This window comes from uncultured Marinobacter sp., from assembly GCF_963974375.1.
GTDB lineage: Bacteria > Pseudomonadota > Gammaproteobacteria > Pseudomonadales > Oleiphilaceae > Marinobacter.
Genome location: NZ_CAXBDN010000084.1, coordinates 1 through 15,655 on the forward strand (window position 1 = coordinate 1; position 15,655 = coordinate 15,655).

General features: G+C 57.9%; 10 protein-coding genes and 2 pseudogenes. 1 reads left to right on the forward strand and 11 read right to left on the reverse strand.

Annotated features, from left to right (window positions below):
* Positions 1-331: 331 nt before the first annotated feature.
* The 7 genes and pseudogenes from AAC035_RS09055 to AAC035_RS09085 all read right to left on the reverse strand — a co-directional run.
* A pseudogene (locus AAC035_RS09055) lies at positions 332-1,630 on the reverse strand (3-hydroxyacyl-CoA dehydrogenase NAD-binding domain-containing protein); the annotation flags it as partial.
* Between the two features lie 275 nt (positions 1,631-1,905).
* Positions 1,906-3,705 (reverse strand): acyl-CoA dehydrogenase, encoded by a 1,800-nt coding sequence (locus AAC035_RS09060; RefSeq protein ID WP_339802828.1) that lies wholly within the window; start codon positions 3,703-3,705, stop codon positions 1,906-1,908.
* A 54-nt stretch (positions 3,706-3,759) separates the two neighbouring features.
* Positions 3,760-4,458, reverse strand: coding sequence for an ABC transporter ATP-binding protein (locus tag AAC035_RS09065; RefSeq protein ID WP_339802832.1), 699 nt, complete (start codon positions 4,456-4,458; stop codon positions 3,760-3,762).
* A complete protein-coding gene (locus AAC035_RS09070) occupies positions 4,458-5,213 on the reverse strand; it encodes an ABC transporter ATP-binding protein (protein WP_339802834.1) in 756 nt (251 codons plus the stop codon). The genes AAC035_RS09065 and AAC035_RS09070 overlap by 1 nt, the downstream gene beginning before the upstream one ends.
* On the reverse strand, positions 5,213-6,481 hold the full coding sequence (locus AAC035_RS09075) for a branched-chain amino acid ABC transporter permease (RefSeq protein ID WP_339802838.1): 1,269 nt from the start codon (positions 6,479-6,481) through the stop codon (positions 5,213-5,215). Before AAC035_RS09075 ends, AAC035_RS09070 begins: the two co-directional genes overlap by 1 nt.
* Positions 6,482-6,510: 29 nt before the next feature.
* Complete coding sequence (locus AAC035_RS09080; RefSeq protein ID WP_339802841.1) at positions 6,511-7,455, reverse strand: branched-chain amino acid ABC transporter permease; 945 nt, start codon at positions 7,453-7,455, stop codon at positions 6,511-6,513.
* A 71-nt stretch (positions 7,456-7,526) separates the two neighbouring features.
* A complete protein-coding gene (locus AAC035_RS09085) occupies positions 7,527-8,780 on the reverse strand; it encodes a branched-chain amino acid ABC transporter substrate-binding protein (protein WP_339802844.1) in 1,254 nt (417 codons plus the stop codon).
* A 367-nt stretch (positions 8,781-9,147) separates the two neighbouring features.
* On the opposite strand from AAC035_RS09085, the gene AAC035_RS09090 reads away from it, so the two are divergent.
* Positions 9,148-11,133: an acetoacetate--CoA ligase gene (locus AAC035_RS09090; RefSeq protein WP_339802847.1), complete on the forward strand. Its 1,986-nt coding sequence runs from the start codon at positions 9,148-9,150 to the stop codon at positions 11,131-11,133.
* Between the two features lie 24 nt (positions 11,134-11,157).
* Here the strand turns inward: AAC035_RS09090 and AAC035_RS09095 are convergent, their stop codons facing one another.
* The 4 genes and pseudogenes from AAC035_RS09095 to AAC035_RS09110 all read right to left on the reverse strand — a co-directional run bounded on the left by AAC035_RS09095 (position 11,158) and on the right by AAC035_RS09110 (position 15,641).
* Positions 11,158-11,943 carry a transglutaminase family protein gene (locus tag AAC035_RS09095; protein WP_339802850.1) on the reverse strand — a complete coding sequence of 262 codons (786 nt, stop codon included), beginning with the start codon at positions 11,941-11,943 and terminating at the stop codon, positions 11,158-11,160.
* Positions 11,944-11,946: 3 nt separating this feature from the next.
* Positions 11,947-12,879, reverse strand: coding sequence for an alpha-E domain-containing protein (locus AAC035_RS09100; protein WP_339802853.1), 933 nt, complete (start codon positions 12,877-12,879; stop codon positions 11,947-11,949).
* Positions 12,873-14,306 (reverse strand): circularly permuted type 2 ATP-grasp protein, encoded by a 1,434-nt coding sequence (locus AAC035_RS09105; RefSeq protein ID WP_339802856.1) that lies wholly within the window; start codon positions 14,304-14,306, stop codon positions 12,873-12,875. Before AAC035_RS09105 ends, AAC035_RS09100 begins: the two co-directional genes overlap by 7 nt.
* 242 nt (positions 14,307-14,548) lie before the next feature.
* Positions 14,549-15,641: pseudogene (locus tag AAC035_RS09110) on the reverse strand (acyl-CoA dehydrogenase family protein).
* Positions 15,642-15,655 lie beyond the last annotated feature (14 nt).

Consider the following 15,655-nt stretch of genomic DNA (forward strand, 5'->3'; position numbering starts at 1 on the left):
AAGGCCGGCCCAGGGATGGGCCGTGAATTGCGGTGGAGAAAGCATCCCCACCGGGTGAGCGGCGGATTTTCGGGTATCGCCCGATTTTCGGTTTAACGAGCCGCGGCTCGAACTGCAATTCATGTCGGATATGCGAATCGCTGCAGACTGGCCTTAAAGTTTGTGCCTGGCCTCCCGGTGGGGATGTTTCCTCCGCTGCAATTCACGGTCCTTCCCTGGACCGACCTTGCACCGGGCCATCCATGGCCCTGCTACGGAAACATCCCCACCGGAAGTCCGATCGGACTTCGTGCCATTCGCCCCGCTGTGCTATGAATCAGAGTGCTATGAATCAGATTTTTTCAATTTTTGATTTGCCTTCCGCAACTAATTTTTCCAGCAGAGGGGCTGGTTCAAACCACATCTTGCCGTAATCACCCAGGGTATCGCGATAGTGACGGATGGTGGTCAGGATTTTTTCCAGACCGATCTGCTCAGCGTAGTGCATGGGGCCACCGAGCCAGGCGGGAAAGCCGTAGCCGTTGATCCATACCAGGTCCATATCGCCGCTGCGCAGGGCAATGCCCTCGTCGAGAATCTGGATACCTTCGTTAATCAGCATGTACAGGCAGCGGTCGTGGATTTCTTCGTTGCTGATTTCCCGGCGCTCGATGCCCAGATCTGCAGAAATTTTCGCAGCCAGTTCGGTGACTTCCGGGTCTTCTTTCTTTTCCCGGTCCTCGTAGATGTAGAAACCGCGTCCGGTTTTCTGGCCGTAGCGACCGAGATGATAGAGCTCATCGGCCAGTTTGCAGTAACCCGGGTCCTTGCCGATAACGTCACGACGGGACTCCCGCACCATGAAGCCCACATCGATACCGGCCAGGTCGTACATGGACAGCACCCCCATGGCCAGGCCGGTAGCGTTCATGACGCCGTCGATCTGGGCCGGTGTGGCGCCTTCGAGCACCAGGCGGTGGGCTTCCCGGGCGTAGGGTTCCAGCATGCGGTTACCGATGAACCCGAAGCAGACACCGGATACCACCGCGATCTTGTTGATGGTTTTGGCCATATCGAGGCTGGTTGCCAGCACGTCGTCGGCTGTCTTCTCGCCACGGACAATTTCCAGCAGCTTCATGACATTGGCGGGACTGAAGAAGTGCAGGCCGATAACGTCCTGGGGCCGGCTGGTTGCCGCTGCAATTTCATCCACATCCAGAGTCGAGGTGTTGGAGGCGAGAATGGCGCCGGGCTTGCAGACTTTGTCGAGAGTGCCAAACACCTGGCGCTTGACGTTCATGCTCTCGAACACCGCCTCGATCACCAGATCAACATCGCCCAGGTCCTCATAGTGCAGGGTACCGGACAGCATGGCCATGCGCTTGTCCATGTCTTCCTGGCTGAGTCTGCCCTTGCTGACGGTGCGCTGGTAGTTCTTGCGAATTATATCCATACCCTTGTCGAGGGCTTCCTGTTTCAGTTCCAGCATCACCACCGGGATACCGGCGTTGACGTAGTTCATGGCGATACCGCCGCCCATGGTGCCGGCCCCGATAACCGCTACCTTGTTGATGGGGCGCAGTGTGATGTCGGGGCTGATGCCGGGAATATTGCTGGCTTCCTGCTCGGCCTGTTTGACGTGTTCCAGGGCTTTCAGTTGTTCGGGGGTGTAGTGGTCTTGGGGGCTGGTGGACATTACAAGATGCTCCAGTGATAGCGTTTGGAGATTGACGTTCGAATTATGGGGAGACGAGCAGGCGGGTATGACTTTCCGGGACACACCGTGAATCCATCCATGGAGGCTCGTCGAAAAGGTCCCTCTTTTCGACGGTCCCGGAAAGTCATCCCCGCCCACTCGTTTCGAATTCCCGGGTAGCCTCAGCAGTCAAATAGTTCCTGACTCCGGCAGGCAAACTCGAAAAAAAATCAGAACCAGTCGTTCTGCATATCCAGATTGTCCCGGTTGCCGGCGCTCAGCAGGCGGGCGTAGCCCTCCAGTGGTGCCAGTTCCCAGTCCATGAAGTAACGGGCTGCGTGGATCTTGCCCTGGTAGAAATCCGCCTCGCTGCCAGTGGCACCGGCCGCCAGCGCACGCTCGGCTACCATGGCCTGACGCAGCCAGACCCAGCCTACAAGCACCTTACCAAACATATCCAGGTACATGGTGGCATTGGACAAACCGTGGTCCGGATCTGCGGCCAGTTGCTGCTGCAGATCGGAGGTTACCGTTTCCAGTGCCGTCAGTGCTTGCGTTAACTGACTGCCAAAGCCGGAGCTGGTATCCAGTGCCGCCGCTTCATCGAGAGTGACCCGGATGCGGCGCAGGAATTCGTTGTAGCCGTCGCCACCTTTCGGGCCGAGCTTGCGGCCCAGCAGGTCGATGCCCTGGATACCTTCAGTACCCTCGTGAATCGGGTTCAGGCGGTTGTCGCGGTAGAGTTGCTCGAGAATATAGTCCCGGGTGTAACCGGCGCCGCCGAGAATCTGGATGCCGAGATCTGAAGCAATCACACCGTACTTCGAGGGCCAGGATTTGACCATCGGGGTGATCAGGTCGAGCAGCTCACCGGCTGCCTTGCGCTCGTCAGGATCCGGTGCCGTGTGAGCATCTTCCACCAGGGTGCTGGCGTACAGACACAGGGCCAGGCTGCCTTCCACATAGGCCTTCTGGGTCAGCAACATGCGGCGTACGTCCGGATGCTGGACGATATTGACCTGAGGGGCATCCGGGCTCTTGTTGCCGGGCAGGCGACCCTGGGGGCGCTGGCGCGCGTATTCCAGGGCGTGCAGGTAGCTCTGGTAACCGATGACTGCCGCACCCAGGCCAACACCGATGCGCGCTTCGTTCATCATCTGGAACATGTAACCGAGGCCCTTGTTGGCCTCACCTACCAGATAGCCTACTGCACCCCCTTTTTCACCGAAGTTGAGCACGGTAGAGGTGGTGTTACGGTAGCCCAGTTTGTGCAGAAGTCCGGCCAGAACAACATCGTTGCGCTCACCCTTGCTGCCGTCTTCATTTACCAGGAATTTCGGAACCAGAAACAGGGAAATGCCACGGACGCCGGCAGGAGCGCCCTCGATGCGGGCAAGAACCATGTGAACGATGTTGTCGGTCAGTTCGTGGTCGCCGCCGGAAATGTACATTTTGTTGCCGAACAGGCGATAGCTGCCATCGTCGGCGGGCTTGGCCTGGGTGTGCAGATCACCGAGGGCGGAGCCCTGGCCGGGCTCGGTCAGGGCCATGGTGCCGCTGTAGCGGCCATCCAGCATGGAGGGCAGGTAGCGGGCTTTCAATTCATCGCTGCCAAAGCTTTTCAGAAGGTTGGCGGCGCCAATGGTAAGAAAGGAATAGGCGGTGCTGGAAACGTTGGCCGCATTGAAATAGGACATGCTGGCCCGCAGCACCACTTCCGGCAGCTGGGAGCCGCCGTCATCGAAATCGTGGTGAGATGCCAGAAAACCGGCCTCCGCAAAGGCGTTCCAGGCGGGTTGGGTTTCAGGTATCAGGGTAACGGTCTTGCCATCGAAGGTGGGTTCGTTGGCATCGCCTTTCTGGTTATGGGGTTCGAAGTATTCGGCAGCCAGATCACGGGCAGTGTTAAGGGTGGCGTCGAAAATGCCCCGGTCGTGGTCGGCGTAGCGCGGTCGTTCCAGAAGGGCTTCGGTGTTCAGTACTTCGTAGAGTTGAAATGCAATATCACGATCGTTAAGCAGTGTTGCCATTAATATTCTCCGGGACAGCAGGACCGGGGCAGGGTGCCCCGGTCCAACCGTGGCCTAGACTTCGAGCCATTCTTTACGGATTTCAGGGTTATTGCGCAGATCGTCCGGAGTACCTTCAAAAACGATGTTGCCTTCGCCCATGACGTAGATCCGGTCTGCGATGTCCAGCGCAATACTGAGTTTCTGTTCTACCAGAAGCACAGCAATACCGGCCTGAGCAATTTCCTGCAGAATGGCCGCAACGTCAGCCACTATTTTTGGTGCCAGACCTTCAGTGGGTTCGTCCACCAGAATACACTGGGGGTCTCCCATCAGGGCACGGAACATACTCAGCATCTGCTGCTCACCACCGGACAGTACTTCCGCCGGTGTATGTTCCCGCTCCTTGAGCCTGGGGAAGCGCTTGTAGACGGCATCCAGTGTCCATTGCTCACCGGTCTGGCCCTTCTTCTTCATGCCCAGTTCCAGATTCTGGGCGACGCTCAGGCCCGGGAAAATGGCCCGGTCTTCCGGCACGTAGCCAATACCTGCGTGAGCAATGTCGTGAGATGGAAGACCATGAAGCGGCTTGCCATCAAACTCTACTTGGCCGACTGGCGCAACCAGTCCCATGACCGCCTTGCACAGGGTAGAGCGACCTACCCCGTTACGACCCAGCAGGCTGACGATTTCGCCACGGTTGACTTCCATATTGACACCACGGAGTACGTGGCTTTTTCCGTAAAACGCGTGCAAGTCCTTAATTTTCAGCATCAGTGGACCTCCGTACCGAGATAGGCTTCCTGAACAGCCTTGTTATTGCGTATTTCCTCAGGCGTACCGGTGGCAATAATTTCGCCATAAACCAGCACGGAGATACGGTCCGCAATTCCGAACACCACGTTTAGATCGTGCTCAACCAGAATCAGGGTGTTTTCCCCGGTCATCTTGTTGATCAGTTCAACCACGTCGTTCGCCTCGGTTCGGCTCATCCCGGCGGTAGGCTCATCCAGCAGGATGACTTTGGCGCCAGAGGCAATGGTGCAGCCTATTTCCAGAGCCCGCTGCTCAGCGTAGGTGAGCAGTGAGGCCTGGGTATTCGCCTGGGCTGTGAGGTTAAGCTGCTCAAGCAGCTCTTCGGCCCTTGCAGTGACGGCTTTTTGCCCCAATACGCTTTTCCAGAAGGAATATTTGTGGCCTTCAGACCAGAGCAGGGAGCAGCGCAGATTCTGCATGACCGTCATGTTCTGGAACAGGTTGGTCACCTGGAAACTGCGACTCAGACCCTTGCGGTTGATCTTGTGGGCCGGCAGGTTGTGGATGTTTTCGCCGAACAGTTTGATCTCGCCACCGGAAATATTGAACCGGCCGCTGATCAGGTGGAACAGGGTCGACTTGCCAGCGCCGTTGGGTCCGATGATGACATGACGCTCATGTTCGTGGATGTCCAGGTTGGCACCACGGATGATTTCAGCCTTGCCAAAGTTTTTCTTGACGTTTTTCAGCTCGAGTACGCTACGGGCAGTCATCACTTACCTCCCTTGGACTTACTGGCAATCCGCGCGGCCAGCATCGGCTTGGCGTGGAACAACATCAGGCCAAAGCCGATGATAATGATCGCAAACGATACAACCCAAGGGGTGGCACTGGTGGTATCCACCGTGAAGCCCATCAGGTTGAAGGGTGCGCTTGGATCCCAGCTACGGAAGTAGTGATAGGACAACTCGATCAGGCAGACCAGGCCGAACATGCCGACCAGACCGGTAATAAGCGTGTAAAGGCGAATCAGTCCATTACCTTTCCAGGCGCCGGTCCGGAAGCCCACCCACTGCAGGTGAATAATACCGACGATACCCATGGGTGCGAACAGTACGATACCGATAAACAGCAGGCCGAAGTAGAGTACCCAGGCCTCGGTATAAGCCGACAGGGACGCTTCCAGCCAGGTCACCAGAGAGGCGCCCACGATGGGGCCAATGAAGTAACCGATACCGCCAATAAAGGTACCCAGCAGTACGATACCTGACTGGATCTGACCAACCGCCTCGTCGTTGATGATTTCGTCAGTGATGACCAGCAGGCCGCCGGCCAGACCCGCAAAGAATGCAGACAGTGAAAACTGGATGAAGCGCACCATCTGCGGGTTATAACCCACAAATTGTGCCCGCTCAGGATTGTCACGGACCGCATTGGCCATCCAGCCCAAAGGTGTCTTTCTCAGCAGGTAGATCGCAATAGCCGCAATCAGCGTCCAGGCCAGAACCAGGTAGTAGACGGCCGTGCTGGAGGCATAATCCACGCCCAGCAGCGTCGGCGCTTCGTCACGGTAGCCGAACAGGCCGGCTTCACCACCGAAGAAATCGGTAAACATCAGTGAGCTGGAATGCACCAGTGCACCAACACCCAGGGTGATCATGGCGAACACGGTACCGGCGCGACGGGTGGAGACCGCCCCGAAGATGATACCGAAACCAAGCCCTGCGAATGCGCCCACCAGTGGCACCAGTTCCAGGGGCAGGCCCTGTCCGCCGGCATCGTTGATGGCCCGCAGCGCATGCATGGTGACATAGCCGCCCAGACCAAAATAGACGGCGTGGCCGAAGGACAGCAGACCGGTGTTACCCAGCAGCATGTTGTAGGCAAGCGCAAAAATGATCGCGACGCCGATGTGGTTGAGCAGATTGATCGCATGGCCTGAGGTGAAAATCAGGGGCAGCAAGATTGCCACCAGCGGGATCACCACCCAGGGCCAGAACTTGAGCAGGTTGCCCTTACCTGCCGCAGAATTGGTAGCCATAGCCTTTGATTCCTGTTGCGTTGTTGTTGTCATGCTTCACGCTTCCCGAGAATGCCGCGCGGTCTGATGATCAGTGTCAGAACCAGCAGCAGGAAGGGCAGAACGGGCGCCAGACGCATGGCTTCCATGTGCCAGAGTACGCCGAAGAAGCCACTGTTCTCGATTCCCAGGGTGCCGATGGTGCCGGCCAGGGAGAAATTAACGGACAGGAAGAATGTCTGCAGCACGCCGATCAGCAGGGACGCGATCAGGGCACCGGGTACAGAACCGAGACCGCCAAGTACTACAACAACGAACACGATGGGCCCCATCATGAAGGCCATGCCGGGATCTGTAACAAAGTGGATGCCACCGACAACGCCGCCAAGACCGGCCAGCGCACAACCGAATGCAAAGACCATCATGAAAACGCGAGGAACATTGTGACCCAGTGCACCCACCATGTCCGGACGGGACAGGGAGCCCTGAATAACAAGACCGGCACGGGTCTTCTTCAGCAGCAACCAGAGGCCGCCAAACATGACCACGGAAATCAGGAGAATAAAGACCTTGAATCTCGAGTAATCCAGTTCAAACAGTGTAAAGGCTGTGGCGCTGAGCAGTTCCGGCATACGGTAGGCGACCGGTACAGTACCCCAGAACAGGGCGACCAGTTCTTCTATGACATAAGCGAGACCGAAAGTGAACAGCAGTTCGGGTACGTGACCGTATGCGTGTACGCGGCGCAGCCCGTAACGTTCAACGGCGGCACCCACAGCACCGACCAGAATCGGAGCCAGGAACAGCGCAGCCCAGAAGCCGGTTGCCAGGCCAATGGTGTACGCGAAATAAGCACCCAGCATGTAAAAGCTGGCATGAGCGAAGTTCAGCACTCCCATCATTCCGAAGATGAGTGTCAGACCGCTGGACATCATGAACAGCAGCATGCCGTAGAGCACGCCATCCAAGATTGAAAATGCGATGGTTTGGAGCATGAGGAGACGAATTCCTGGTTATTTTTATGAAAAAACTCCGGCGGCTTTGCGCCGCCGGAGATCAGCCCGGACTACGGACGTTTCATGTCACAGGAGGTTGCAACAGTTGCCTGCTCAACAGGGATGTTGGCGATGGTGCGGAAGCCAACGCCAGAGTTATCCGCGTCGTACTTGGCGTTCTCATCCATTACGGAAATGTACATGGGCTGCAGGATCTGGTGATCGTCTGCGCGCATGGTCACGGTACCGGTGGGTGATTGGAACTCCATACCTTCCAGAGCAGCGGCTACAGCATCAGACTCGGTAGTACCGGCCTCTTCGATAGCTGCTTTCAGCATGTACATCTGGTTGTAGATGCGGTGATAGTACCAGTCGATTTCCGGGTAGCGGGACTTGAACTCCTGGAACCACTTTTCGTAGTCCTCAAGGCCTTCGTCCACGTTTACGTCGGCGTGCCACTCGGTGATCTGATGCAGACGATCCTGACCACGAGGTCCAACCGCGGCCGGAGTACCCAGGCCACCACCGTAATAGGTGTAGAAGTTGACGTCGAGGCCCGCGCTTTCAGCGGCACGGATCATCAGTGACAGGTCGTTACCCCAGTTACCACTGACTACAGTGTCCGCACCAGATTGCTGGATACGGGCGATGTACGGTGAAAAGTCACGGACCTGAGCGATCGGGTGCAGAACGTCACCGACGATCTCTGCGTTTGGCATTTTTTCACCGACCAGCTCTTTCATGCGCTGGGAGATGAACTGGCCGTGGGAGTAATCCTGGTTGATCAGGTATACCTTGTTGATGTCGTCACGGGTTGCCATGTAGTTGGAAAGTGCTTCCAGTTTGATGTCGGATGCCGCATCGAAACGGAAGTGGTAGAAGCTGCAGCGCTCGTTGGTGAGAGCCGGATCTACCGCAGCGTAGTTGAGGTAGATGACCTTGTTGTCGGCGTTCCGACGGTTGTTACGATCAACTGCTTCAACCATGGCGCCTGCCACGTTGGAGCCGTTACCCTGGGTCACGAACGGGATGCCATCGTCGATTGCGCGCTGAACCAGCTGCACCGACTCGGATGGGCTCTGCTTGTTGTCCATGGCCACGATTTCGACCTGGCGACCCATGATGCCGCCTTCGGCATTCAGTTTTTCTGCGGCGAAGCGGAAGTGCTTCAGACCAGCGTCACCCACGTTTGCAAACGGGCCGGACAGCGGCTCGATGTAGGCGATCTTGATCGGGTGGTTGTCTGCGTAAGAGAGCGAAGATATAGCCATGGAGAGGCCAATCATGGTGCCGGTGAAGACGCCGGTCTTTTTGTTTCTTGTCATGGTGTTCTCCTGTTTCCCACTACCACCACGGCAGTGGACTTTTTGTATTTGTTCGTTAGAGTTCCAGACTGTATAGCGAGCGCTTGTTCGATTCAATTCTGGAGCTCATTATATTTTTCTATGAAACTCGGTTTCAAAATATGAATTTTCAGACAGTTAGGCTTACTGTCCGGCTACAGGTATAGATGAAATAGTCAACCAGTTCAACCGGTAAATCCCGATTTACTGTTTCTTTACTCTAACGGCATCAGGATTTTTTGGTATCCCTGGTAGCGAAAAAGTCCGGGATCGGTCCCCGTTTCGCAGAGCGACTCGCGGCTTCCGACGATAAATCCAGATCAATAATAATTCCAGAAAGGAGACAACCATGACAGACCAATCCCCGGAACTGCTCTGGCAGCCGGATCAGCAGCGCATTGAACGCAGCCGTATGCACCATTTCATGCAATGGCTGGCCAGCAACAAGGGACTTTCGTTCAGTGATTACAATGCCCTCTGGCAGTGGTCAGTGGATGAGCTTGAGGATTTCTGGGCGGCATTCTGGGAATATTTCGATATCCGTCATTCCGCGCCCTACACCCGGGTTCTCGACAGTTACCGGATGCCCGGCGCGAAATGGTTTGAGGGTGCCCGGCTGAACATGGTCGAGCAGGCTTTCCGGTTTCACGACGATGAACCGCAGCGGCCGGCCATTATCTCCCGTTCGGAAACCCGCCCGCTGCAGGAGCTGTCCTGGGGTGAGATGAAAAAGCAGGTGGCCTCGTTTGCTCACAGTCTGCGGCAGATGGGTGTGGGTCCCGGCGATCGGGTAGTGGCTTACCTGCCTAACATCGCCGAAGCGCCGATTGCCTTCTATGCCTGTGCCAGCATCGGGGCCATCTGGTCCAGCTGCTCGCCGGACATGGGTACCCGAAGCGTGATTGACCGTTTCCGGCAGATCGATCCGAAAGTGATGATTGCGGTGGACGGCTACCGTTATGGCGGCAAGGATTTCGACCGGTTGGACGTGGTTCGGGGACTGAAAGAGGAACTGTCTACTCTGGAGCAGGTGGTCCTGCTGCCCTACCTCAACGACAACGCCACGCTGGCGGGCTGTACACCCTGGCAACAGATGCTGCGCCATGATGTCCCCATGACCTTCGAGCAGTTGCCCTTCGATCACCCGCTGTGGGTGGTCTATTCCTCCGGCACCACCGGTATGCCCAAGCCTATTGTCCACGGTCACGGCGGCGCTCTGCTGGAAGGGCTGCAGGGCCAGGGTCTGCATATGGACATACAGCCGGATGATCGCTATCTGTGGTTCACCACCACCGGCTGGATCATGTGGAACGCCCAGATTTCAGGCCTGTTGCTGGGCAGTACCATCTGTATCTATGACGGAAATCCGGGCTATCCGGATCTGGGGACCCTGTGGAAGTTTGCCAGTGAATCGAAGGTCACCTTCTTCGGTGCCGGCGCCGCCTACTATCTGAACTGTAAAAAGGCCGAAGTCCGCCCGACCGATTTTGGCGATCTCAGCCGCATCCATTCGGTTGGCTCCACCGGCTCACCACTGCCGGACGAAGGCTACAAATGGATCATGAATGAACTGGGTGATGACGTGCTGGTGGCGCCCATCAGCGGCGGCACTGACGTCGCTGCGTCCTACGTGGGTTGTTGCCCGATCATGCCGGTGTACGCTGGTGAAATGCAGTGCCGCTCGCTGGGTACCGCAGTTTACGCCTTTGACGATAACGGCAAGGTGGTGGAAGACGATGTGGGCGAGCTGGTGGTGACCAAACCGATGCCCTCCATGCCACTGTATTTCTGGGGTGATGAAGGTGGCCATCGTTACCACGACAGTTACTTCGATACCTACCCGGGCATCTGGCGTCATGGTGACTGGATTCGCATCACCGCCCGCGGCGGCGCCATCATCTATGGTCGTTCTGACACCACCATCAATCGCCAGGGCGTGCGCATGGGTACGGGTGAGATCTATCGGGTGGTGGAGGAAGTGCCGGAGGTGCTGGATTCACTGGTGGTGGATCTGGAGTACCTGGGGCGGGAATCCTATATGCCGTTGTTCATTGTGCTGCGCGACGGCGCGGAGCTGAACGATGATCTCAAGGGCCGCATCCGGGCCGCTATCCGGGACAATCTGTCGGCCCGTCATATACCCAATGAGATCATTCCGGTGGCGGAAATTCCGCGCACCCTGACCGGCAAGAAAATGGAGCTGCCCATTCGTAAACTGCTGCTGGGCAAGGCACTGGATCAGGTAGCCAACCCGGACGCCATGGCCAATCCCGACAGCCTGGATTTCTATATCCGGTTTGCCGAGGAACGAGGGACTGCCCCCGAGTCATCCTGAAGCACCGACGTCGTTTCGACGACGTTACTGCTCAGTGCCGAAGGGCGTCACCATGGCCCGGGTTTCCATGTGCTCGTCACCGCCGCCCCGACGCACGCCCCGCACCGGAGCGGCGTCCAGGTAGTCCAGGCCGACCGCCAGCTTGATGTGGCTTTCGGCGGCGTTGAGGGTGTTGACCACATCGAAGGTGTGCCAGTTGTGGCCCAGAAAGGCTTCGGCCCAGGCGTGGGTGGCCAGTTCCTGGCCCTCCGCCAGAACGTACCCGCTGACATAGCGCACCGGTACTCCGATGTGCCGGCAGCAGGCGATGAACACATGGGTATGGTCCTGACAGACACCCTGACGCTGGCTGAAGGCCTCGGCGGCGGTGTGGGTCACGGTGGTGGCACCCGGCACAAACAGTATCAGCTCCCGCAGCTTGCCCATCATCCGGATCAGGCTGCGCTTGTTGGCAGAGTAATTGCTAGCGAAGTCCTTCAGGCCTTCGTCCATGGCGGTGAGCATGGTGTGGCGGAGAAACACCTCCGGCGGAAAGGGTGAGTCGTTGCGGGACAGGGGTTTGCCGCTGAGCTCTGCCACACCCTCGGCGACAATGACGATTTCGGTGACCGGCCGGTTCAGAGTCATCACCGTGACCGGGTTGCCGAAGCCATCGGTCATTACGCTGGTGTCTCCCGGGACCGTCAGCTTCCACTCGATCACCCTCTGCTGGGGGGTGTTTTTCGGCCGTAACCGGATGTACTGAATGCTGTCGCGGACCTTGCTGTCGTAGCGATAGATGGTTTCGTGGCGTATCTGAATTTTTTTCATTGATTACCAGCCCATATAATCCTGTTGGATTTGGCGTCCGATACGCTCAATGCGATCGAGGAAATCCACCAGATAGTCGTGCACTCCCCGTTCGGCGATATATTCACGGTCTCCATAGCGCAGGTTGGCAAACAGACTTGATGCCAGCCGTTTGGCCCGGCGGCCGTGGCTGCCTTCGATCTGCGCCAGCAAGCCGGCAATCTCTTCCATACAGGCGCGCAGCGAACGTGGGATATCGGGGTCCAGCACCAGCAGTTCGGCGACGTTGAGGGGGTCAATGTTGTTGCCGTAGAGGGTCTGATAGGCCTCGAAAGCCGCCAGTGAATGGAGCAACGCGGTCCATTCGAAAAAGGCCTGGGTGATCTGCTCCTCGGCGGACTTGTCGGCCATCCGGTGGCGGATGTCGAGAATGCGGGCGGTGTTGTCGGCGCGCTCAAGGAAGGTGCCCAGGCGCAAAAAGTGGAAAGCATCCGTTCGCAGCATGGTGCCGTAGACCGCGCCCCGGAACACATGGGAACGCTCCCGGGTCCAGTCAAATACCCGGCTGGCACTGGATTCCGAGACACCCCGCTCACGCAGTTCGCGAATCTCGATCCAGGCGGTATTGATGCTCTCCCAGACATCAGCAGACAGGTTGCCACGCACGTGCAACGCGTTGTCCCGGGCGCTGCGGAACATGCTGAAGACGCTGGCCTGATGGCTTTCATCAAACAGCAGGAAGTCGATCAGATTCTGGGGGCTGAGGGTTTCGTGTTGCTCGAAGAACAGGTCCTGGGTACCGCTGACCAGCAGTGGCACCGATAACTGTTCTTCACGGTCCTCCGGCACATCAATCAGTGCCATGGTGAGGCTGACGTCCAGCAACCGGGCGAGGCTTTCGGCTCGCTCCAGGTAACGGGCCATCCAGAACAGACTGGCAGCGGCGCGACTCAGCATGGATCGTTCTCCATCACCCAGGTGTCTTTGGTACCGCCACCCTGGGATGAGTTCACCACCAGCGAGCCCTTGCTCAGGGCCACCCGGGTCAGCCCTCCGGCCACCATCTGCACTTTCTTGCCGGACAGTACGAAGGGTCGCAGATCCAGATGTCGCGGGGCGATGCCTTCGTCCACGAAGGTAGGGCAGGTGGACAGGCTGAGAGTGGGCTGGGCGATGTAGTTTTCCGGTCTTGCCTTGAGCATGGCCCGGAAATGATCCAGCTCCTTGCGGCTGGCCATGGGGCCGATCAGCATGCCGTATCCGCCGGCGCCCTGGGTTTCCTTCACCACCAGGTCTTTCAGGTTGTCGAGGACGTAGCTCAGGTCCTCTTTCTTGCGACACTGCCAGGTAGGCACGTTCTTCAGAATCGGTTCCTCGCCCAGATAGAAACGGATCATTTCCGGCACGTAGGGGTAGATCGACTTGTCGTCCGCCACGCCGGTGCCCATGGCATTGGCCAGCACTACATTGCCGGTGCGGTAGGCGGCGTAGAGCCCGGGCACGCCGAGCATGGAGTCCGGGTTGCCCGAGAGGGGATCCAGGAAGTCATCGTCGACCCGGCGGTAGATCACGTCCACCTGCTGTGGCCCGGAGGTGGTTTTCATGAAGACCTGGTTGTTGCGAATGAACAGATCGGCGCCTTCCACCAGCTCCACCCCCATTTGCCGGGCCAGGAACGCGTGCTCGAAATAGGCACTGTTGAAGCGCCCGGGGGTCAGCACCACCACTGCAGGGTCGGGCTTCAGGGAGGACGCCCGCAGGGTTTCTCCCAGCATGGCGGGGTAATGATCCACCGGCGCCACCGCGCTGTGGGCAAACAGCTCCGGAAACAGGCGCATCATCATGCGGCGGTTTTCCAGCATGTAGGAAACGCCGCTGGGACAACGGAGGTTGTCTTCCAGCACGTAGTAATCGCCATCGCTGTGGCGAATCAGATCGATTCCGGCAATGTGGGAATAAAGGTTGCGGGGCAGCTTCAGGTTCTGCATACCGGGCTGGTACTGGGCGTTGGAAAAGACCTGCTCAGCGGAAATGACACCGGCCCGGATGATGTCGAAATCATGATAGATATCAAACAGAAAACGATTCAGGGCCTGAACCCGCTGCCTCAGGCCAGCCTGCAGTTTTTGCCACTCGGCGGCAGAAATAATGCGTGGGATCAGATCGAAGGGGATCAGCCGGTCGGCGCCCTCGTCTTCTCCGTAGACATTGAAGGTAATGCCCAGGCGCTGGAACAGGACATTGGCTTCCCGGCGCTTCTCCGCAATGAGGTGTTCATCGGAGTTCAGCAGCCAGTCTTCCAATGCCTTGCAGGGTGGGCGCACCGCGCCATGTTCGTCGAAGATTTCGTCGTAAATACCCTTTCCGGGTTTTTCGATACGCATGCTCAGCTTTCTCCTGGCGAACATCGTCAGATACCCTGATGGACTGCAAAGCCCGGGCCATCGTGAGCTTTCCGGTGAACAGGGGATTCAGGGCAGGCTACTCTGCCCATAAACAGTGCGTTTGCAGTGCGACCCGGTCCGTCCCGGCACCGTTTCGGTGCCCTGGTTAACCTGAGTGAGTATAGATCGACTTTACGGAAGTGACAGACTGCAGACGCAGGTAAAACGTCTGTCGGGTGGACTTAGCGAAGGTTGTAATAGGCCGCCGTTGAGCCCCGGTTCTCCTTTGCGCGCTCCAGTTCGGCGCGGGCTACCGTGCGCAGGTGCACCTCATCAGGGCCATCCAGAAAGCGCATGGCCCGGCCCCAGGTCCACAGATAAGCCAGTGGTGTATCCGGCGTCAGGCCCATGGCACCGAACACCTGTATGGCACGGTCAACCACTCTGGTCTGCAGCCGTGCCGCCACCATCAATTTCCAGTCGTGACTCGGCGATCCAGTCGCGGATGTTCTCGAATTCACTGAGAAACTTGCCAAAGGTGCGGCGCTCCATGGAGCGTTCGGTCATCATTTCCAGTGCCAGTTCGCACTGACCAATGGCACGCATGCAATGATGCACCCGGCCGGGGCCGAGGCGGGCCTGGGCCATGGCAAAGCCCTCGCCGGGTTTGCCCAATAGATTGGCTGCCGGCACCCGCACACTGCGGAAGGCGATCTCACAGTGACCCTCAGGCGAATGATGCTGCATGATGGGAATATTGCGCACCACCTCAAGCCCCGGCGAATCCATTGGTACAATCACCATGGAATGCTGGTGGTGGCGGTTGCCGTCGCCGTTGCCGTTGTCATCGCAGCGGCCCAGCACAATGGCGAAGCGGCAGTTGGGGTGATTGGCGCCGGTGATGAACCACTTGCGACCATCAATGACATAGTCATCGCCATCACGGCGGATGGTGGTGCTGATGTTGGTGGCATCGGATGAGGCGGTATCCGGCTCACTCATGGCAAAGCAGGAGCGGATCTCTCCGGACAGCAGGGGCATCAGCCAGCGGTCATACTGCTCCGGCGTCGCAAAGCGGTGCAACAGCTCCATATTGCCGGTGTCCGGTGCGCTGCAATTGAAAATTTCGGCCGCCCAGGGCAGCCGCCCCATGATTTCTGCCAGCGGTGCGTAGTCAAGATTGCTCATGCCGGTGCCGGGTTCGTGGTCCTGCAATTCCGGTAAAAACAGGTTCCACAAACCGTCTGCCTTTGCCTGGGCCTTGAGGGGTTCGATGACATCCAGTGGGTATTGACCGGAATCGGCAGTCCTCAGCCAGTCACTGTTGCGGGGCAGGACGTGCTTTTTTA